The sequence below is a fragment of the Rhodococcus globerulus genome, from assembly GCF_019334125.1.
Classification (GTDB): Bacteria; Actinomycetota; Actinomycetes; order Mycobacteriales; family Mycobacteriaceae; genus Rhodococcus_F; species Rhodococcus_F globerula.
The window spans coordinates 1070538-1090116 of sequence record NZ_CP079698.1; the positions used below are offsets into that span (position 1 = coordinate 1070538).

The window sequence follows — 19579 nt, forward strand, 5'->3', positions numbered from 1 at the left end:
TCACTATGTACCGAATGCCGGAAATCCGGACATTCCGTGTGCTTGACTCGTTTATGCGCAAATCACTGCTGGTCGCAGCGTTGCTCGGTACGTCCGTGATTGTCACGGCAATGCCGGCGGGAGCCGCTACGCAGACCTGGGACGGTGACTACTCGGTCAAGCGGTTCGCAGCCTCGAAAACGGGCACCAGTCTCGCGGCGAGTCAGTGGGAACCGGACTTCTCTGATATCTACACTTTCGAAACCGATTGCTCCACCGAACCCTGTGTCGCCACCGTGATCGCCGGGCCGGCGCCGGCTAATCCGACTTTGCCTCAGCCTGCGCAATACACGTGGGACGGCACCAGTTGGGTTCATCCGTACGACTGGGAATGGGACTGCTATCAGGGTGAGGGTGTACCCAAAGTGATGGCGCCGGCTCATTCCTTGGCCTATTACACGCCACAGCCAGACGGCACCCTGGTCGGTTCGTGGCGCACCGACATCTACGGCGGCCCCTGCGACGGTTCGGTGATCATGGACGTCGCGGCCTACCCCGTCGCTCCGAATCCGGGACCATTCGGCAGCGGCAGCTGACACGTCTGAACAGGACAAACGTCCACACCGCCGACGCGATTTGGGAGAGCGGGACAGCATCGGATACTCTTTCCCAGCACCGAGAAATCGGGGCCGAGTCCGAGTGGCGGAATGGCAGACGCGCTAGCTTGAGGTGCTAGTGTCCTATTAACGGACGTGGGGGTTCAAGTCCCCCCTCGGACACTCTGTGTTGAGACAGACAGGAAAAGCTCCGGTTCATTGAACCGGAGCTTTTCTCGTAAAAGGCCAAGTTCCCACACCGGGAACAGACCGCGCGAGCGGCGATCGAGATGGAACAGAAGTTCACGTGGATACAGACACACGGCAGTTCGACGTAACGGATACAGAATCTGCGGGAGCAGAACTGGCCGGACTCGACCCCGCAGAACTCGAAATCTGCTTGAAGGTTCTGCGCGAAGCAGCCGAACTCGAAGACGAGCATCCCGACTCGATCATCATGCAGCGTGCCGTCGGCCACCTGTTCAAACGACTCAAGAAGAAGCGTCGCCTCGCCTCGCGTGCGGCGGTCAACGACGCCGACCGCAGTGTCGTCGCCGCAACGGCGACGGGATCACCGGATCGAATCGACGACGAAACCGCCGGCATACCCATCACGTCCAACACTGCCGGGGCAATCGCGGGCACCCTTATCAAGGCGCGTCCCTGCTACATCTGCAAGCAGCGCTACACCCAGGTCGACGCGTTCTATCACCAGTTGTGCCCGGACTGCGCCGCAACTTCCCGCGCCAAGCGTGACGCCAGCACAGACCTGACCGGACGCCGCGCACTCTTGACCGGTGGCCGCGCCAAGATCGGCATGTACATCGCGCTTCGCCTCCTGCGCGACGGCGCCCACCTGACGATCACCACGCGATTCCCCAACGACGCGATCCGGCGCTTCAAAGCGATGGAAGACAGCGCCGACTGGATTCATCGCCTTCGCATCGTCGGCATCGACCTCCGCGACCCTGCGCAGGTAGTCGCCCTTGCCGATTCCGTTGCAGCACAAGGCCCTCTCGACATCCTGATCAACAACGCCGCCCAGACCGTGCGCCGCTCCCCCGGCGCGTACGGCGCTCTGGTCGACGCCGAATCCGGCGCACTGCCGGCGGGCGAACTCCCCGATGTCGTGACCTTCGGCAAAACCAGCGACGCGCATCCCGCAGCGCTCGCAGGCTCACTGTCCGACGTCGCAGCCATCACGTCCGGAAATCTCTCCGCCGACGCAGTCAGCTCGCTCGCGCTGGTCGCGAAATCCGCGTCACCCGATCGCATCGAGCAGGGCATCGCCATTGATGCCGGCGGACTCCTCCCCGACCTCGCACACACCAACAGCTGGGTTCAGACCGTCGAGGAAGTTGATCCGATCGAGCTTCTCGAAGTGCAACTCTGCAATTCGGTTGCTCCGTTCATTCTGGTCTCGCGCCTGCGCCCGTCGATGGCGGCAGCAGCAGCGCGTCGTAAGTACGTCGTGAACGTCTCCGCGATGGAAGGCCAGTTCAGCCGCGCGTACAAGGGTCCTGGTCACCCGCACACCAACATGGCGAAAGCAGCACTGAACATGCTCACTCGCACCAGCTCCAAGGAAATGCTCGAGGACGGCATCCTCATGACTGCCGTCGACACCGGGTGGATCACCGACGAGCGCCCCCACTTCACCAAGATGCGCCTCGCCGACGAGGGTTTCCACGCTCCGCTCGACCTTGTCGACGGCGCCGCCCGCGTCTACGACCCCATCGTTCAGGGCGAACTGGGCGTCGACATCCATGGCTGCTTCCTCAAGGACTACAAGCCCTCACCCTGGTGAGAGAGGTGACCGCACACACCTCACCGTCTCGATGTGGCGATCTCGACACCCCGTATACGCCGTGTCGAGTACCGCATTTGAGGTAGCGCTCGGCAATACCGCGCGATAATGGACCCCGACACTGCCCACTGCCTCGGAGGAACCATGACGATTGCCGTCGTACACAAGGACAGCCCGGAGGGCCGCGCGGCAATTGTCCACGGAGCACGAGAATCCGTGAATCGGCGCGAGCAACTTGTTGTCCTGCACGTACTCGACGACGTCAATGTCCCGGACACCGACGAAGACAGCGCGGCTTTACGCGGCGAGATCCAGTCTGCGCTGGACGCCGGCGGATTCGCTCAAACACCGTGGGAGCTCCGCACCACCGAACACGACGGCGATCCAGTGACCGCGCTGGTCGAGTTGGTCGATGCCGTCGAAGCCGATCTGTTGATCGTGGGAACGCGTCGTATGTCCCCGATCGGCAAGTTCCTACTCGAGCGCCCGCTGCAGCGGCTACTGCTCGAAGTCGAGGTCCCGATCCTCGTCGTGAAGGAACCTCTACCTGCGGAGTGAGCTCACTCACACGCATTCGGGTCCCGCATTTGTAGGCTGACTACATGACCGGACCCGTGAGTGACCGCAATATCGACAGTCGACCCGAGCGCGAACTCGACATCATCGTCTACGGAGCTACCGGCTTCGTCGGCAAACTCCTTGCCGAATACCTCGTTCAGCATGCACCCGCCGGAACGAAGATCGGCCTCGGCGGGCGTTCCCTCGAGAAGCTGACCGCCGTGCGGGCCGGATTGGGTGCTGCGGCAGCCGAACTCCCCCTCGTTGTCGCCGACGCCGATGATTCGACCGCCTTGAAGGCGGTTGCCGAACGGACGCGCGTCGTAGCTACGACGGTCGGTCCGTATGCCAAGTACGGCCATCAGTTGGTTCACGAATGCGCCGCCGCGGGAACCCATTACGTCGACCTCACCGGTGAGGTTCTCTTCCACCGCGAGAGCATCGACGCCAATCACGAACTTGCCGTGTCGACAGGTGCCCGCATCGTCCATTCGTGCGGCTTCGATTCCGTCCCTTCCGATCTTGGGGTCCATGTTCTTCACAAGCTGATCGAAGCGGACGGCGCCGGGGAGTTGACGGACACCACGCTGGTGGTCACGTCACTGCGCGGCGGCGTCAGCGGCGGGACCATCGATTCACTCCGCACGCAGATCGACGTGTCGAAACACGACGCACGGTTGCGGAAACTCGCGGCCTCGCCGTACTCGCTGAGCCCCGATCGCGCCAGTGAACCCGATCTGGGAAAGCAGAGTGACGCCACGGTGGTCGACGGCCGAAAGATCGATCCGTCGCTGCACGGCTGGAAGGCGCCCTTCTTCATGGCGTCCTATAACACCCGAGTCGTGCGTCGCAGCAATGCCCTTCGCGAGTGGGCCTACGGCCGAAAGTTCAAGTACTCCGAAGTGATGAACGTCGGTTCGTCGGTGGTCTCACCGGTGATCGCCGGCGGCGTTGCCGTGGGACTTGGCGCCTTGATCGCGGGCCTCGCACTGCCGCCGACGCGTTTCCTCCTCGACAAGGTTCTGCCGTCCCCGGGCGAGGGGCCAAGCGAGGACACTCAGAGCAAAGGCCACTTCACCCTTGACGTATTCACGGTGACCACAACGGGCGCGCGCTACACCTCGCGTGTCCGGGCCAAAGGCGACCCGGGATATAGTGCTACCGCAGTGATGCTCGGCGAATCAGCGCTGAGTCTTGCTGTCAGCAACGCAGAATTGCCCGATAACGCAGCATTACCCAACGCTGCAGGCGTCCTCACCCCGGCCACAGCCTTGGGGGATGTCCTGGTCGAACGTCTGCGTCGTAGCGGTTTCGAGATCTCCGCAGGCCGGTTGTGATGTATCCATCGAGGCTCTGTCCACCTGCGGGATACTCACGAGTAACATTGATTGTGGTTCATGGCACCCGTCGTGGTGCTCCGATTTCGGAAAAGTGAGGCTATTCATGACTGAGCGCGTTCAGGTCGGCAGTCTGCAGGTTGCCAAGGTTCTCTACGACTTCGTGGTCGAGGAGGCTCTGCCAGGCACCGGTGTAGATGCCGAGACCTTCTGGGCCGGCGCTGACAAGGTCATCACCGAGCTCGCGCCGAAGAACCGCGCCCTGCTTGCCAAGCGCGACGATCTGCAGGCGCAGATCGATCAGTGGCATCGCAACCAGGCCGGCGCTCCCATCGACGCCGCCGCATACAAGGCGTTCCTGCAGGAAATCGGATATCTCCTGCCCACCCCCGCCGAGTTCTCCGTGACGACCACCAACGTCGACACCGAGATCACCTCAACCGCGGGCCCGCAGTTGGTCGTCCCGATCCTCAATGCCCGCTTCGCGCTCAACGCCTCCAATGCTCGCTGGGGTTCGTTGTACGACGCGCTCTACGGCACCAACGCCATCTCCGAGGAGAACGGCGCCGAGAAGGGTTCGGGCTACAACAAGGTCCGCGGCGACAAGGTCATCGCGTGGGCTCGTGAGTTCCTCGACGCGGCAGCACCTCTCGCGTCGGGATCGCACGCCGATAGCGTGAAGTACGCGATCGGACCGGTCGAGCGGAGCGAGGGGGAATCTCACGGCACTGACGTCAAGGTCACCCTCGCGGACGGCACTGTCACCACGCTCGCCCAGCCGGAGAAGTTTGTCGGCTACCTCGGCGAGAAGGACGCGCCCACCAGCATTCTGCTGCGCAACAACGGACTGCACGCCGAGATCCAGATCGACGCGTCCTCCCCGATCGGCAGCACCGACGCGGCCGGCGTCAAGGACGTCGTTCTCGAATCCGCGGTCACCACGATCATGGACTTCGAGGATTCGGTCGCCGCTGTCGACGCCGACGACAAGGTCGTCGGTTACCGCAACTGGTTGGGCCTGAACCGCGGCGACCTGTCCGAGGAGATCAAGAAGGGCGCCAAGTCCTTCACCCGCACGCTCAACGGCGACCGTAAGTACACGGCCGTCGACGGCCGCGAACTCAGCCTGCACGGTCGTTCACTCCTGTTCGTCCGCAACGTCGGTCACCTCATGACCAACCCGGCGATCCTCGACGCCGACGGCAACGAGGTTCCCGAGGGCATTCTCGACGCGTTGATCACCAGCGCCTGTGCTGTCCACGGCTTGTCGATCAGCGACGCCTACGGCCCACTGGACAACAGCCGCACCGGTTCGATCTACATCGTCAAGCCCAAGCAGCACGGTCCCGAGGAAGTTGCCTTCACCACCGAACTGTTCGGCCGTGTCGAGCAGGTCCTCGGTCTTCCGGCGAACACGCTCAAGGTCGGCATCATGGACGAGGAGCGTCGTACGACGGTCAACCTTGCAGCCTGCATCAAGGAAGCCGTCGACCGCGTTGTCTTCATCAACACCGGGTTCCTCGACCGCACCGGCGACGAGATCCACACCTCCATGGAAGCCGGCGCGATGGTGCGCAAGGCCGAGATGAAGAAGCAGAAGTGGATCGGCGCGTACGAGGACTGGAACGTCGACACCGGCCTGGCCTGCGGTCTGCAGGGCAAGGCTCAGATCGGCAAGGGCATGTGGGCCATGACCGAACTGATGGCGGACATGCTCGAGCAGAAGATCGGCCACCCCAAGGCCGGCGCCAACACCGCCTGGGTGCCTTCGCCCACCGGCGCCACCCTGCACGCGACGCACTACCACCGCGTCGACGTGTTCGCGGTTCAGGACGGTCTGAAGGGTAAGCCGCGCGCGAGCGTCGACGACATCCTGACCATTCCGCTCGCCCCCAGCACCGACTGGACGGACGCGGAGAAGAAGGAAGAACTCGACAACAACTGCCAGTCCATCCTCGGCTACGTCGTCCGGTGGATCGACGCGGGCGTCGGCTGCTCCAAGGTTCCCGACATCCACGATGTCGCCCTCATGGAGGACCGCGCAACGCTACGCATCTCGAGCCAGCTGCTCGCCAACTGGCTGCGTCACGGCATCGTCAGCGAGACCGATGTCGTGAGCGCACTCGAGCGCATGGCACCGGTTGTCGACCGCCAGAACGAGGGCGACGCGGAATACCGGAACATGGCACCTGATTTCGATTCCAACATCGCCTTCCAGGCCGCGAAGGAACTGATCCTCGAAGGTGCGAAGCAGCCCAGCGGATACACGGAGCCGATCCTGCATCGCCGCCGCCGCGAGTACAAGGCCGCCAACGCCTGATTTCACCTCGCTCAACTCGAACAGCCTCGACGCCGCTCCCGGTGTCGAGGCTGTTCGCGTTGGCCCCGAAGATTCGTCACTAGACTGGCTCTCGGCAGAGATCGTCGAGTGAGCAAGGTAGGGCAGCGTACGTGGGCGAACATCGCGGCGGGTCAGGCGCCAGAGGTATCAGTAAGGGGCCGATCCTTATTGTCGTGGCGGTCGTCCTGATCGTGGCCGGATTCTTCGGGTGGAAGGCCCTCGGTAATCGCATCGACGATCAAGGTCAGCAAGCAGCGGGGACGTGCGTCGAGGGCAACCGGACGCTCGACATCACGGTTGATCCGTCGATTGCCCCGCAGGTCGAGCAGTTGGCCAAGCGATTCACCGACACTTCACCGGTGATCCGAGATCATTGCATCACCACTGCAATCAATGCGGTTCCATCGCCATTAATCGCAAATGCCCTGGCAGCAGGCGCCGAATGGGATTCCGCCGCGCTCGGACCGCGCCCAAATCTGTGGATTCCGACCAGTTCTTTCGAACTCGCCCCACTGTCCGGTAAAGCCGTGATCAACGGAGAGCCACGGTCCATCGCGAACTCGCCGGTTGTGCTGGCGGTTGCGCCGGAGACAGCAACTTCGCTGGAGTCCGCGAACGCGGGATGGCAGTCCCTCGGTGACACAACACTCGCACTTCCGGTTGGCAGCCCGCAGACCGTCATGGCAACGCAGGCAATTGCCGCGGCCGTGGCCGGCGCGGGTTCCGGACCGGTCACCCTCGAACAGGCTCAGTCCAGCCAAGTGACATCGGCATTGAGCGCTCTGGCGTCACAGTTTCAATCCCTCCCGACGCCGCCCGCCACCACCGCCGACGCACTAGCCGCCCTCACCAGCGGCGCCCCTGCCACTGTCACGGCCGTCCCGGCCATCGAACAGTCGATCGCCCAGTCGGCCAACGCTGACATGACGGCATATTCCCCGAGCGGCGCAACTCCGCTCGCGGACTATCCGGCGGTGATCGTCGCGGGCGGCGGAATCGACGAAACCGCCGCACGCGCCGCCGCACAGTTCTCCGAGTTCATGCGCGATACGGAGCAGTCCCAGATCTTCGTCGACGCCGGATTCCGCGTCGAGGGTAAGAGTGTCCCAGATCTGGGTGCACTCGAACCCGCGCAGATCACCTCAACCCTGACGCCCGCATCGGCGGAAACTGCCACTGCTCTGAACGCTGTTGTCGCCAACCCTGTTTCCGTTCGCAGCGCAACCATCCTGCTGGATACCTCGACGTCGATGAGCGCCAACTTGTCCGCAGCCGGTGCGGCGATCGAGTCTCAGTTGGTCCGCAGCCCGGACGCCTCCGATGTCGCGGTGCACGCGTTCCCCGGATCCGACGCCGCGGCAGCGGAGCGTGTAATCGTTCCCGGCGCACCCCTCAATGCTGATCAACGAACCAAACTCACCGCCGCTATGAGCAGTCTCAGCGCTGAAGGAAAATCATCGAAATACCCCGCGCTGGCCGCAGCGTACAAAGACGCGGCAACCGGATACGACGCCGATCGAACCAACTCCGTTCTGCTGGTCACCTCTGCTGCCACCGACGAGTCGACGATGACACGCGCCGAACTCCTCAGCGCCATCGCGTCGGCAACTGATCCAGCTCGCCCGGTGCGGGTCGACATTCTGGTTATCGGTTCCGGTGGCGATGCCGCCACGCTGCAAGATGTCTCCGACAGAACTGGTGGAACATTGATTCGCGTGAACCCGGATGACTCCGCCGCGATGTCGGCTGCAGTCGCGGAACTGCTGTCCTGATGGCGCGGATCGCAGTATTTGCCGTTGTTCTCGCGCTTCTCACCTGGTTTCTGCACCGCAGGGTGGTCCGAGCAACCGGCATGCCGACGCGGTGGGCCCGCATCACCGACACCGCATTGGTCCTGTTGGCCGTTCTGACGCTCATCGGCATGGGCAGCGGCGAGGTCTTCGCCACGTCGTGGGCCCGCCCGGTCGGGTTTCTCGGGTGGGTCTGGTTGGCTTCGTGGTTGTATCTGATTCCGGGGCTGCTGATCATCGGAGTGTGCGCCGGGGTCAATCGTCTGGTGCGTAGACGCCGTGAGGAACCTGAGGTGGATCCGGCGAAGCGTCGTACTTTGCAGTTGGCAACCGCTGCAGTCACGGTTGCGGCGTTGGGCACTGCCGCATACGGGGTGTACGAGGCGTCGAACCCGAAGGTCTCCCGGATTCGGGTGCCGTTGGCCCGCCTGCCCGAAGGCTTCAACGGCTACCGGATTGCCTTGATCACCGACTTGCATGTGGGCCCGGCCCGCGGAGTCGACTTCACCCGCAAGGTGGTCGAGATCGTGAACTCGCAGAATGTCGATCTGATTGCGATCGGCGGTGACCTCGTGGACGGCACAGTCGCGAAGGTTGCTCCCGATCTTGGGCCGCTCGCCGATCTTCATGCGCCGGACGGGATCTTCGGGGTCAGTGGCAATCACGAGTTCTACGCCGACGACGGCGGCAAGTGGCTCGACGTGTGGGAAACCTTGGGGATCACCACGCTTCGTAACAGCCGAGCGTCGATCGAGCGTGGCGGCGACACCATCGACATCGTGGGTATCCACGACTATACGTCACCGGCCCCGTACGAGCCGGATCTGACAGCAGCACTGAACGGGCACGATCCGAACACGTTTGCGTTGCTGCTCGCCCACGAACCCCGCCAAGCGCTCGAAGCGTCGGAGATGGGCATCGATCTGCAACTGTCCGGGCACACGCACGGCGGACAGATGTGGCCGCTGCGCTATCTCGTCCCGCTGCAACAACCTTCGGTGCAGGGCCTGGACACGATCGGCAATACCGTTCTGTACACAACGCGCGGCGCCGGAGCGTGGGGTCCGCCGGTGCGCGTCGGCGCGCCGCCGGAGATCACCGTCCTCGAACTCGTTCGCGAGAACTGATGGTCTCCGGCGGGCACACGCCTTAGTTGCCTGCGAACGCTTCGATCGGCGGGCACGAGCAGATCAGGTTGCGGTCGCCGTGTGCACCGTCGATACGACGCACGGACGGCCACACCTTGGGACGAGCCTTACCGCGCGGGAACACTGCGATCTCACGCGAGTACGGGTGATCCCACTGCGCCGCGATGCTTCCGGCAGTGTGGGGAGCGCCGCGAAGCGGGTTGTCCTCCACAGTCCACTCACCGGCTCCCACGCGATCGATCTCGCCGCGAATGGCGATCATCGCGTCGCAGAACTCGTCGATTTCCTCGAGGTTTTCACTCTCGGTCGGCTCGACCATCAAGGTGCCGACCACGGGGAAGCTCATGGTCGGAGCGTGGAAACCGTAGTCGGCGAGACGCTTTGCGACGTCGTCGACGGTCACGCCGGTGTCCTTGGTCAGACCGCGCAGGTCGAGGATGCACTCGTGCGCGACCATGCCGTTCTCGCCGGTGTAGAGAACCGGGAAGTACTCGTCGAGTCGACGCGCGATGTAGTTTGCCGACGCGATGGCGGTCAGGCTGGCGCGGCGCAGGCCCTGAGCACCCATCATCCGGATGTAGGTCCAGGTGATGGGCAGGATGGACGCACTGCCGTACGGTGCTGCCGAGATCGTGCCTCTACCACCGAGTTCGGGGGCCATCGGGTGTCCGGGCAAAAATGGCGTCAAGTGTGAGCGAACACCGATCGGGCCGACGCCAGGTCCCCCGCCGCCGTGAGGGATGCAGAAGGTCTTGTGCAGGTTCAGGTGGCTGACGTCGCCACCGAATCGGCCCGGACGAGCAAGGCCGACAAGCGCGTTGAGGTTGGCGCCGTCGACGTACACCTGGCCGCCGGCGTCGTGTACTGCTGCGCAAATGTCGGAGATCTCGTGCTCGTAGACACCGTGGGTGGACGGGTAGGTGATCATGATCGCGGCGAGACGCTCGGCGTGATCGGCGATCTTCGCGCGCAGATCGTCGACGTCGACGTCACCGTTGGGGCGGCACGCAACAACCTCGACGCGCATCCCGGCCATGACGGCCGAAGCCGCGTTGGTGCCGTGAGCACTCGACGGGATGAGGCACGTGTCGCGGTGATCGTCGCCGCGGCTGAGGTGGTAGTTACGGATCGCGAGCAGGCCCGCGTACTCCCCCTGGCTTCCGGCGTTGGGCTGGAGGCTGACGTTGTCGTAGCCGGTGACCGCGACCAGCCAGTCCTCCAGGTCCTTGATGATCTTGAGCAATCCGGGTGCGTCGGACGTCGGCGCAAACGGGTGGATTGCGTTGAACGCGGGCCACGTGATGGATTCCATCTCGGCCGTCGCGTTGAGCTTCATGGTGCACGAGCCGAGCGGGATCATGCTGCGATCGAGCGCAATGTCCTTGTCGGACAGCGCGCGCAGGTAGCGAAGCATCGCTGTTTCCGTACGGTAACGGGTGAAGGCTTCGTGCTGCAGGTAGTCGGAGGTGCGCTCCTGAACAGCCGGAACTGAATTGCCTTCGGCCTCGATCGCGACAACTGCGTCATCGATACCGAACGCGTCGAGCACCGCGAGAACGTGGTCGGCGGTGGTGGCCTCGTCGCAGGAGATACCGACATGATCGGCATCGACCAGACGCAGGTTGATTCCGGATTCCTTTGCGGCAGCGACAACGTCGGCCGCCTTGCCCGGAACCTGAGCCAGCACGGTGTCGAAGAACGAATCGTGGACAACGGTCACGCCGCCCTCACGCAAACCGTTTGCCAACGCGTGCGCCCGGGCAGCGACGCGCAAGGCAATCGCCTTGAGTCCCTCGGCGCCGTGGTAGCTCGCATACATCGCGGCCAGGATGGCGAGGAGCACCTGAGCGGTGCAGATGTTGGACGTCGCCTTCTCACGGCGAATGTGCTGCTCACGCGTCTGCAGCGCCAGGCGATACGCCTTGTCTCCGTCCGCGTCGATGGACACGCCGACCAAACGGCCGGGCAGCTGACGCGCGAGCTTGGAGTGCACCGCCAGGTAACCGGCGTGCGGTCCGCCGTAACCCATGGGAACACCGAAGCGCTGGGTGGTGCCGAAGCACGCGTCCGCACCGAGCTCACCGGGCGCGGTGATGAGCGTCATCGCAAGTAGGTCGGCGCCGACGGCCACCAGTGCGCCACGCTCGTGAGCTTCCGCGATGATCGAGGTGTAGTCGACAACGCGTCCCGAAGCGCCTGGGATCTGGGCGATGACGCCGAAGAAATCACCCTCGGGCAGTCCGGCAGTGAGGTCAGCGGAGACGATCTCGATGCCGAGCGGCTCGGCGCGCGTCTCGATGACAGCAAGGGTCTGCGGGTACAGGTCCGCGTCGACGACACAGCGTGGGGACTTGCTGCGGTTCGCGCGGCGCAGGAGCGTCATGGCTTCGGCAGCGGCGGTGGCCTCGTCGAGCATGGACGAGTTGGCGAGCTCCATGCCGGAAAGATCGGCGACCATGGTCTGGAAGTTGAGGAGGGCTTCGAGGCGGCCCTGGCTGATCTCGGGCTGGTAAGGCGTGTACGCGGTGTACCAGGCCGGGTTCTCGATGATGTTGCGCAACAACACCGGCGGCGTCAGCGTGTCGAAGTATCCGAGGCCGATCATCGACGTCGCGACAGTGTTCTGGGCAGCGAGGGCGGACAGTTCCGCGAGCGCTTCGTGCTCTCCGACCGGCAACGGCAATGCGTCGAGTCCGGCAGCGATTCCGCCGGGTGCGGCGTCGAGAATGACCGACGGAACGGCCTTGGTGGCGAGATCGTCGAGGGAGTCGACCCCGATGAGTTCGAGGATGCGCGCGAGTTCCGCGGCGTTCGGACCGACATGGCGGTCGGCAAAATTACGGCTTGCAGCGTCGATCACGACAACTCCCAGGCAGATCGGAGGATCAGGACACACACCGACTGTGGTGTGTTCCTCCCCCTCTGTCGCCTGCTCGACAACGAGCGCCTGAGAGATTCGGTAGTGATCCACCATGCCGGCGGAACCACAGCCTTTCCCCGTCGGCGGGTGGGTTATCCCACCGCTTTCCAGAGGCGTCGGAGCCCGTACGGTCCTTGGTGCCTGAGAGATTGACGGGGAGGTATTGCTCCTTCGGCGCCCTGATAACGCTCACGACAAGTCCGCAAATCGAAGACTGGTGTGTGAAGCACTACCCGAGGCTCTCCCGTACGCCGGCGACGCGTGGACCAGTCTAGTTGACCGGCCGACCTTCCGTCGCCACCACATCGACCGAGCGGGTGTGACGCCCGGAACACTATCCGGTCTTGCGGCTCACACGATTCTTGCGGCGCGACGCCAATTCGTCTTCGGGATTCGGATCACTTTCGCCGCCGTCCGCACGCTCGGCCGGGAAGTCGGCGATGGTTCCGGTGAGTTCACGCATCGCGCCGCTGACGGCGATACCGAATACTCCCTGCCCACCTTGGAGCAGGTCTACGACCTCTTCGGGGGACGTGCACTCGTAGACGGTGGTCCCGTCGGAGAACAGAGTGATGTTGGCGAGATCGCGAACGCCGCGGTGACGCAGGTGATCGACGGCCACCCGGATGTTCTGCAAAGAGATTCCGGTGTCGAGCAATCGCTTGACGATCTTGAGAACCAGAATGTCCTTGAACGAGTACAAACGCTGGCTGCCGGAGCCGGCCGCGCCACGGATGGACGGGACGACCAGTGCGGTCCGTGCCCAGTAATCGAGCTGACGGTAGGTGATGCCGGCGATCTGGCAGGCAATGGGAACGCGGTAGCCGACAAGATCGTCAGGAATGGAGTCGTCCGGGAACAATCCCGGCTGCAACTCTTCCGACATGGGTTGGGCAGCCGGATCTGCAGTCAGTTCAGCGACGCCGGAATTCTCCGCCTTGCCTACGTTCGACTGTTCTTCCACTGCCGTCTCCTTCTCGATACGCCATCGTGTCATCACGCTGTGCTATGCGGCAGAGTCTGATACCCGAACAGAAACGGGTACCCGCGTCAGCCGATCTCGAACCACCGAACATTTCGAAGCAGTGAATCCGAGGCACGTAATTCCACGAGTGGACTTACCTAGAGTACGCCCCGACAGAGCACCAAGACCAGACTCTATTTCAAGGCTCAACGATCTTCACCGCTCGCAACGGTAAGACCCCGGCGCGATTTTGGTCAACGCAACACGCCGAACGAGACTAAACCTCTACTTGAGAGTTGAAGCCTCAAGCCAGTCTCGGAAACTTTCGGCTAACCGTCAGTTGCCTTGAAATCATCCGGCGAGATCGTGTCCAGGAATTCCTTGAATTTCTCCACCTCGTCTTCACGCTCGTCAGGAATGACCAATCCCGCCTCGGCAAGGACTGATTCCGAGGCAAAGATCGGGACCCCGATCCGAAGTGCCAACGCGATGGAATCCGACGGACGAGCGGAGACCGTAGTTTGCTCGTCGAAAACCAGGTCGGCATAGAACGTGCCTTCTTGCAGATCCACGATGCGGACTTCCTGCAGACTGCGGCCGAAGGATTCGATCAGTATTTTGATCAGGTCGTGTGTGAGCGGCCTCGCCGGCTCGACTCCCTGTTGCTCCAGAACGATCGCCGTGGCTTCCGTCTGCCCGATCCAGATCGGAAGGTACCGATCACCATCTGACTCGCGGAGCAACAAAACCGGCTGATTCTGGGGCTGCTCGACACGAACTCCGATCACACGCATTTCGCCCATCGAGCTTGCCTCCAACCTGAAATGACCCTGGTGGCCGAATTCACGACCGTACTGAGATTCTATTCGCGTGGAACGAGATGATCGAGAACTCAGCGATCAAGACTTCCGCGGACTGCTGATTTGACCAGGCATGTATGCAATGTCAACGACAATGCTGCCAGTTCTCGAACCATTTCCTCGGCTCGATCACGGGCACCCGCATCACGTCCCTTGGCTACCGGTCCGGCGATCTGGGTAACCAACCCGGCTTCACGATCCGCAGCCAACTTGAACGCACGTAGATGTCGTACTTCCAAACCGTATTCCGCCATCGCCTTGGCTGTCCGGGCCAACGTCACTGCGTCTTCGTCGAAGAATCCGGCAGCGCCTGGCACGATCAGGCCGGTGCGAATGAGGTCGGTCAGGAATCGATCGTCGATGTCCGCGCGAGCGAGAAGATCCGCCCGACCCACTCGGACTTCTCGATCCACCCGGAATACCTCGGGCGATACTTCTCCCGGAGCGATCGACAGGACGCGCGGACGTCGCGGCGCAGAGTTGTCTGCGCTGACCGTCGCGGCACCACTGTCGATCGCCTCGAGTTGTTCCTTGATGACTTTCAGCGGCAGGTACTGATCACGTTGAGCGGTCAGTACGTAGCGAAGACGCTCGCAGTCCTCGATGGAGAACCTGCGGTATCCCGACGGCGTCCGTTGTGGGCTGATCAAGCCTTCGGACTCGAGGAAACGAATCTTCGAAATCGTCACGTCGGGAAAATCTGGACGCAACCGATCCAGCACGGAGCCGATAGACATCCCCGGCTGGCTCTGCTGCCGCAATGCCGTCATTAGCTACCAGCACCTGCTGACGCCTCGCCCACCTGCGAACCGCCGGAACGCGGGCCGGTGAGGAAAACCAGACGGAACTTACCGATCTGCACCTCGTCGCCGTTGGCCAGCACTGCCGAATCGACAGGCTCACGGTTGACGTACGTGCCGTTGAGGCTTCCGACGTCGACGACGTGGAATTCGGCTTCTTCCTGACGGAACTCGGCGTGGCGGCGGCTGACCGTCACATCGTCGAGGAAGATGTCACTGTCCGGGTGGCGACCTGCCGACGTGGTCGGCTGATCCAGCAAGAAACGCGATCCCGCGTTCGGTCCTCGTTTGACGACGAGCAGAGCCGCGCCGGCAGGTAGACCTTCGACACCTGAAACCGGCTGCTCGGCGGCCGGTGCTGCTGAGGAGTTGTCGAGCTCGTTGAGGAAATCTGCACGGAATACCGATGTGGTCTCCGCCGGCGTCTCCCCGTAGCCCGCGTCGTTACCGTTCTCGCTCACTGTTTCTCCTCCTCGATCAATCGTCCAGATCAGAAATCACTGGACTACGCAGTGCACTTTTTTCTCGAGCATCTTTCACAGTCACTTACAGATACGACCTGCACCCCGACTTGGCACATGCGTACCCCACGACCGTACCCTGCGCGCACCCTTGTGTGCAGCGAGACTGGCCGCGACACAACGGGTCGGCAGTCAAGCCCTAGCTGGACGTCAGTGCGGTGTATCCCGCAGCATCCAAGGTCTCCGAAATCGCACTGTCCAAAGTGGCTTCGTCGGCAACCTCGAGATCGACGAGCCAACCGTTGTTGTACGGATCGGTGTTCACGAGTTCGGGAGCACCGTCCAATTCGCTGTTAGCCGCAATAACTTTCGCGGTGAACGGCGCAAAGATGTCGGATACGCTCTTGGTCGATTCGACCTCACCGAGCGATTCGCCAGCGGTGACGTCTTCTCCCGCGGCGGGGAGCTGAACGAACACCACATCTCCGAGCTGTGACTGAGCGAAGTCGGTAATGCCCACTCGAACAGATGTCGGGCCGGTTCGCTTCACCCACTCGTGCTCCGCGGTGTAACGCAGATCGGTAGGTGTATCGAGCTCACTCACAGTGGCTTCCTTTCACATGCCGTCCGAAAGTTCCGGACGCAAAAATTCAATTTCCGGGTTGAGCGTATTGGCGCGGATTCAATTGTCGCAAGGCGGAGATCGTGACCTGCTGTGATTGCTCGACGGTGGAACTTCCGCCGCCCCGTGACACGTTGTCGAACACTCCGCCCGGAATGTTCAATGCCGCTGCCAAAGTCGGCGGATCGCCGATCGCGCTCACAGTGTACGGCGCTGCGATCTTGGTTCCGTCCACTTCGATGTCACCGCCGCGGCCACCGACCCACGAGTTCACGCCGATCCGGATCGGTTCGCCTGTGGCTCCGGCAATCTGAATAGCCTCGGCTCCGGCGGCACGTAGTTCCTGGATCAGATCGAGAATCACCTCGGGCCCGACACCGCCCGTCGGATCGGTCAACGTCATGGTGACGCCAGGACCGCTCGCCGGCGCTGTCCCCACCTGGATGGAGAGGGCATTCAAACGGGCCTGCGCTTCACCGAGAGCCGCGTCGGTGCTTCCGCTGCGCCGCAATGTCGCCAGAGAATCCTCGAGCTCCGAGACTTCCTGTCGCAGCGCGGCTTCGCGCCGATTCAGGTTGTCGAGAACCACAAGGAGATCGGCGGGGCGCGCAGAATCGAGCGAGTCCCCCGCAACCGTGCTGCGCACCTGAGTTGCGATTGCCACTCCCAGAACACCGAGCAGAACTGTCGCAAGAATTGCGAACACCACGTTGCTTCGGTGCTTGTTCACCGGTCGCAACTCGTGTCGTCCCTCGTCGTGCTTCCTGACCGCGTCAGCCATGTCTCACGCTCCGAACAGCCGGCGACGCAGTGCCGCTGCATTGCCGAAGATTCGAATCCCCAGGACCACTACGATGGCCGTCGAGAGTTGCGTGCCGACTCCGAGCTGATCACCCAGCCAGACGATCAGCGAGGCGACAAGAACGTTGAAGACAAACGAGACGACAAATACCTTGGCGTCGAAGATCTCGTCCAAGTACGCCCGCAAGCCACCGAATACCGCATCGAGTGCGGCTACAACGGCAATCGGAAGATACGGCGCGAATGCGTCGGGCACCTGTGGGCTGAAGACAACACCCAGGACGATGCCGATCACCAACGCGGCGAGTCCGTACAGGGCGGAACCGGCCTTCATCGAACTCGCTCCATCTATCTAGGTCCTATCGGTTCAGTCGCAACGCGCACCGGGCGCGTTGCGGCGGGCGGAAGGCTCATCGAATTATCCTCGGCCACAGCAAAACCGACGCCGTACAGCTGCGCGATGCTGGACATCCGCAGGTAGGCATCGCTCACGACAAATTCTCGCTGCAACGCACGAGAGTCACCGATCGCCTCGACGACGTACGGCGAGAAGACGGGCTGATTGTCGACCAGCATCGCGCCGCCGGCCTGACGGATCGTCACCGTCGGGCCGATGCGCACGCCGCCCACGGCAACGGCCTCGGCGCCGCCGGCCCACAGTGCGTTGACCACACTCTGTATATCTCGATCGAGTACGACGCTCTTTCCCCCGACGCTGCGTTGCGATGCGTCGGAAAGATTGGGGCGTCCAGCCGGGTCGGTGAGGGTGACGGTGATGCCTTCGCCGTGTACGGCTTCGGCGCCCGCTTCGGATTCGACGCCGCGCAGTTCCCCGAGAATTTTGTTGCCTTCGGTGTCTCCGGCCAATGCGGTGGCTCGGGCGGCGTCGACCTGCTCGGCGAGGGAGTGCCGAGTCGCGTCCAGATCGTCGATCTGATCCTCGGTCGCACGTACCTTCGCAACGAGATCGGAACGGAGATCTTCGGTGCCGGACACCTGCCCAGCTGCCGAGACCGCTGAGACTGTCAGGACAAAACCGAGCAGGAGTCCGCCCAGAGCCAGCCACGGCCCGGTTCGGGGCATGGAGTTCTTGCTGTGTTCATGTTCTCGTTCGAGTGCTGCAGCCTCGTATCCGGGATCGAGGTGTTCGGTCATCAGCGACCGGAGCAGTGACGGCACCGGGTTGCGGCGCACGTCCTCCCCCGTCCTTTTCATCGGGGTACAACCTCGTAGGTCCGCGCGATCCGGGCAGCTTTGAGCACGTAGATCACGGCGGTCCACACGTACAGAACTGTTCCCCAGATCAGGAAGGCAAAACCGAAAGCGTGAGTGAATCCGGCGATCGGCCAATCTCCGTGGCCGGCCAGTATCAGCGGCAACGCAAACATCAGCAGGAATGTCGCGGCTTTGCCGAGATAGATGACCTCGGGCGGCGGGAGGCCGCGTCTGCGGTAGATCGGAAGAGTGAGAGCAAGGATCAAGTCCCGGCCGATCAGGATCGCTGCGACCCACCAGGGGATGAAGTCGCGGGCCACAAACGTCACGAGCGTCGTCACGACGTACAAGCGGTCGACCAATGGATCGAGAACAGCGCCCAATTTCGAGCTCTGATCGAGAATCCGCGCCAGTTTGCCGTCGAGCCAGTCCGTGAATCCGGTGAGCATCAGCAGCGCCAGCGCCCACCCGTCAGAATGTGTCACCAAGAGCAGGTAAGCGAACACCGGGAGCAGCAGCAGGCGAGCCATGCTGAGAATGTTGGGAACCGTCAGAACTCGATCTGTCACGACAAGTTCCTGTTCACCTGATGTCACTGCACACACCTCGTATTGTTCCGCACTCCGCATCGAACTGCCCGCCGTTGCGGCGCCGTGGTGCCAGCTTTCCACAGCACTTGCGACATTTTGCTCATGGCCGCCCCTCGTGCGTGCCCAGGGTCGCTCGCGCCGTGCGGGTGTTGTTACCGCCAGGCGAAGACGGGTTGTTCGAGGTTGTCGATCCGGGTGTGCCGCCCACTGAGAACTTCCCGGAGTTGGTAGACGACGGCACCGGTCGGAGCATGCACGAGGCTGGTTCGAAACGGCCACTGCACCACAGGATTCGGAGACTCCTCGATCGACACGAAACGCGGGTCCACATCGAGTTCGGCTGATGTGACCGCGTACAACGACGCAACCTCGTCCGGGTTGGGTACCAATTTTTCGATCTCGGCGCCCGACCACACGACAAACGGGCGGATCACGAAGCCTGAGCGTGTGACGTAATCGTCGAGGCGGCCGATGATGTCGGACGTCGCGGCGGTCAGCCCCAGTTCTTCGGAGAGTTCGCGCAGGGCGCCTTCTTCGGGTGTTTCACCGGCGTCGACGCTCCCGCCTGGCAGGGCGAATTGACCGGGGTGCGCGCGCATTTTGCTCGGCCGCTTGGTCAGCGGGAACACCGATGTGCCGTCGGCATCTCGCATCAGGGCAAAGACCACAGATGCCAACCTGCGCCCGTCGAGGTCGACAGACCGCGGTTCGAAGGTCGAAAAGGCTGATTCGACATGGGCCCGATCCAGTAAATCCGCGTTCACCATTTCTCGACAGTAGCGCGGCCCCG

The 19579-nt window shown here is 62.8% G+C and carries 18 protein-coding genes, 1 tRNA gene and 1 riboswitch; of the genes, 8 read left to right on the top strand and 11 right to left on the bottom strand.

Annotated features, from left to right (window positions below; genetic code table 11):
• The first annotated feature begins 53 nt into the window (after positions 1 to 53).
• The 8 genes from KYT97_RS04770 (at position 54) to KYT97_RS04805 (ending at position 9535) form a co-directional block, all read left to right on the top strand.
• Positions 54 to 575: an Rv2253 family sensor-like surface protein gene (locus KYT97_RS04770; protein WP_219112813.1), complete on the top strand. Its 522-nt coding sequence runs from the start codon at positions 54 to 56 to the stop codon at positions 573 to 575.
• Between the two features lie 97 nt (positions 576 to 672).
• Positions 673 to 758: transfer RNA gene (locus KYT97_RS04775), tRNA-Leu, on the top strand.
• Between the two features lie 181 nt (positions 759 to 939).
• The gene (locus tag KYT97_RS04780; protein WP_219112815.1) at positions 940 to 2382 is read left to right on the top strand and encodes an SDR family oxidoreductase; all 1443 of its coding nucleotides are present in this window, start codon (positions 940 to 942) and stop codon (positions 2380 to 2382) included.
• Positions 2383 to 2526: 144 nt separating this feature from the next.
• A complete protein-coding gene (locus tag KYT97_RS04785) occupies positions 2527 to 2940 on the top strand; it encodes a universal stress protein (protein ID WP_033232182.1) in 414 nt (137 codons plus the stop codon).
• Positions 2941 to 2984: 44 nt separating this feature from the next.
• Positions 2985 to 4277: a saccharopine dehydrogenase family protein gene (locus KYT97_RS04790; protein WP_219111850.1), complete on the top strand. Its 1293-nt coding sequence runs from the start codon at positions 2985 to 2987 to the stop codon at positions 4275 to 4277.
• Between the two features lie 106 nt (positions 4278 to 4383).
• On the top strand, positions 4384 to 6597 hold the full coding sequence (locus tag KYT97_RS04795) for a malate synthase G (protein WP_219111851.1): 2214 nt from the start codon (positions 4384 to 4386) through the stop codon (positions 6595 to 6597).
• Positions 6598 to 6791: 194 nt separating this feature from the next.
• On the top strand, positions 6792 to 8390 hold the full coding sequence (locus KYT97_RS04800) for a substrate-binding and VWA domain-containing protein (protein WP_245006021.1): 1599 nt from the start codon (positions 6792 to 6794) through the stop codon (positions 8388 to 8390).
• Entirely contained in the window at positions 8390 to 9535 is a 1146-nt protein-coding gene (locus KYT97_RS04805) for a metallophosphoesterase (RefSeq protein WP_033231916.1), read from the top strand. The genes KYT97_RS04800 and KYT97_RS04805 overlap by 1 nt, the downstream gene beginning before the upstream one ends.
• A gap of 22 nt (positions 9536 to 9557) precedes the next feature.
• On the opposite strand, the gene gcvP is transcribed toward KYT97_RS04805, so the two are convergent.
• From gcvP to KYT97_RS04860, 11 genes are all read right to left on the bottom strand, one after another.
• Positions 9558 to 12416 carry an aminomethyl-transferring glycine dehydrogenase gene (gene gcvP, locus KYT97_RS04810; protein ID WP_219111853.1) on the bottom strand — a complete coding sequence of 953 codons (2859 nt, stop codon included), beginning with the start codon at positions 12414 to 12416 and terminating at the stop codon, positions 9558 to 9560.
• A 52-nt stretch (positions 12417 to 12468) separates the two neighbouring features.
• Positions 12469 to 12597, bottom strand: a riboswitch (glycine riboswitch).
• A gap of 213 nt (positions 12598 to 12810) precedes the next feature.
• Complete coding sequence (locus KYT97_RS04815) at positions 12811 to 13362, bottom strand: MerR family transcriptional regulator (protein WP_230590041.1); 552 nt, start codon at positions 13360 to 13362, stop codon at positions 12811 to 12813.
• Positions 13363 to 13769: 407 nt separating this feature from the next.
• Positions 13770 to 14243, bottom strand: coding sequence for a bifunctional nuclease family protein (locus KYT97_RS04820; RefSeq protein WP_033231914.1), 474 nt, complete (start codon positions 14241 to 14243; stop codon positions 13770 to 13772).
• An 89-nt stretch (positions 14244 to 14332) separates the two neighbouring features.
• On the bottom strand, positions 14333 to 15070 hold the full coding sequence (gene ftsR, locus KYT97_RS04825) for a transcriptional regulator FtsR (RefSeq protein ID WP_033231913.1): 738 nt from the start codon (positions 15068 to 15070) through the stop codon (positions 14333 to 14335).
• Complete coding sequence (gene garA / locus KYT97_RS04830) at positions 15070 to 15561, bottom strand: glycogen accumulation regulator GarA (RefSeq protein WP_033231912.1); 492 nt, start codon at positions 15559 to 15561, stop codon at positions 15070 to 15072. The genes ftsR and garA overlap by 1 nt, the downstream gene beginning before the upstream one ends.
• A 199-nt stretch (positions 15562 to 15760) precedes the next feature.
• The gene (gcvH, locus tag KYT97_RS04835; RefSeq protein WP_033231911.1) at positions 15761 to 16165 is read right to left on the bottom strand and encodes a glycine cleavage system protein GcvH; all 405 of its coding nucleotides are present in this window, start codon (positions 16163 to 16165) and stop codon (positions 15761 to 15763) included.
• Positions 16166 to 16211: 46 nt separating this feature from the next.
• Positions 16212 to 16964: a DUF881 domain-containing protein gene (locus KYT97_RS04840; RefSeq protein ID WP_033231910.1), complete on the bottom strand. Its 753-nt coding sequence runs from the start codon at positions 16962 to 16964 to the stop codon at positions 16212 to 16214.
• A gap of 3 nt (positions 16965 to 16967) precedes the next feature.
• A complete protein-coding gene (locus tag KYT97_RS04845) occupies positions 16968 to 17318 on the bottom strand; it encodes a small basic family protein (protein WP_033231909.1) in 351 nt (116 codons plus the stop codon).
• A gap of 14 nt (positions 17319 to 17332) precedes the next feature.
• Entirely contained in the window at positions 17333 to 18199 is an 867-nt protein-coding gene (locus tag KYT97_RS04850) for a DUF881 domain-containing protein (protein WP_033231908.1), read from the bottom strand.
• The gene (locus KYT97_RS04855; RefSeq protein WP_371851319.1) at positions 18196 to 18729 is read right to left on the bottom strand and encodes a CDP-alcohol phosphatidyltransferase family protein; all 534 of its coding nucleotides are present in this window, start codon (positions 18727 to 18729) and stop codon (positions 18196 to 18198) included. The genes KYT97_RS04850 and KYT97_RS04855 overlap by 4 nt, the downstream gene beginning before the upstream one ends.
• A 212-nt stretch (positions 18730 to 18941) precedes the next feature.
• The gene (locus tag KYT97_RS04860) at positions 18942 to 19556 is read right to left on the bottom strand and encodes an NUDIX hydrolase (RefSeq protein ID WP_033231907.1); all 615 of its coding nucleotides are present in this window, start codon (positions 19554 to 19556) and stop codon (positions 18942 to 18944) included.
• Between the last annotated feature and the right edge of the window lie 23 nt (positions 19557 to 19579).

Excerpts from the sequence above, each read along its gene's own strand:
- KYT97_RS04845 (WP_033231909.1), bottom strand. The coding sequence starts at position 17,318 with ATGAAGGCCGGTTCCGCCCTGTACGGACTCGCCGCGTTGGTGATCGGC.
- KYT97_RS04840 (WP_033231910.1), bottom strand. The coding sequence starts at position 16,964 with ATGGCTGACGCGGTCAGGAAGCACGACGAGGGACGACACGAGTTGCGA.
- KYT97_RS04815 (WP_230590041.1), bottom strand. The coding sequence starts at position 13,362 with ATGTCGGAAGAGTTGCAGCCGGGATTGTTCCCGGACGACTCCATTCCT.
- KYT97_RS04790 (WP_219111850.1), top strand. The coding sequence starts at position 2,985 with ATGACCGGACCCGTGAGTGACCGCAATATCGACAGTCGACCCGAGCGC.
- KYT97_RS04805 (WP_033231916.1), top strand. The coding sequence starts at position 8,390 with ATGGCGCGGATCGCAGTATTTGCCGTTGTTCTCGCGCTTCTCACCTGG.
- KYT97_RS04770 (WP_219112813.1), top strand. The coding sequence starts at position 54 with ATGCGCAAATCACTGCTGGTCGCAGCGTTGCTCGGTACGTCCGTGATT.
- KYT97_RS04795 (WP_219111851.1), top strand. The coding sequence starts at position 4,384 with ATGACTGAGCGCGTTCAGGTCGGCAGTCTGCAGGTTGCCAAGGTTCTC.
- KYT97_RS04785 (WP_033232182.1), top strand. The coding sequence starts at position 2,527 with ATGACGATTGCCGTCGTACACAAGGACAGCCCGGAGGGCCGCGCGGCA.
- KYT97_RS04860 (WP_033231907.1), bottom strand. The coding sequence starts at position 19,556 with ATGGTGAACGCGGATTTACTGGATCGGGCCCATGTCGAATCAGCCTTT.
- ftsR (WP_033231913.1), bottom strand. The coding sequence starts at position 15,070 with ATGACGGCATTGCGGCAGCAGAGCCAGCCGGGGATGTCTATCGGCTCC.
- KYT97_RS04850 (WP_033231908.1), bottom strand. The coding sequence starts at position 18,199 with ATGAAAAGGACGGGGGAGGACGTGCGCCGCAACCCGGTGCCGTCACTG.
- KYT97_RS04820 (WP_033231914.1), bottom strand. The coding sequence starts at position 14,243 with ATGGGCGAAATGCGTGTGATCGGAGTTCGTGTCGAGCAGCCCCAGAAT.
- KYT97_RS04855 (WP_371851319.1), bottom strand. The coding sequence starts at position 18,729 with ATGGCTCGCCTGCTGCTGCTCCCGGTGTTCGCTTACCTGCTCTTGGTG.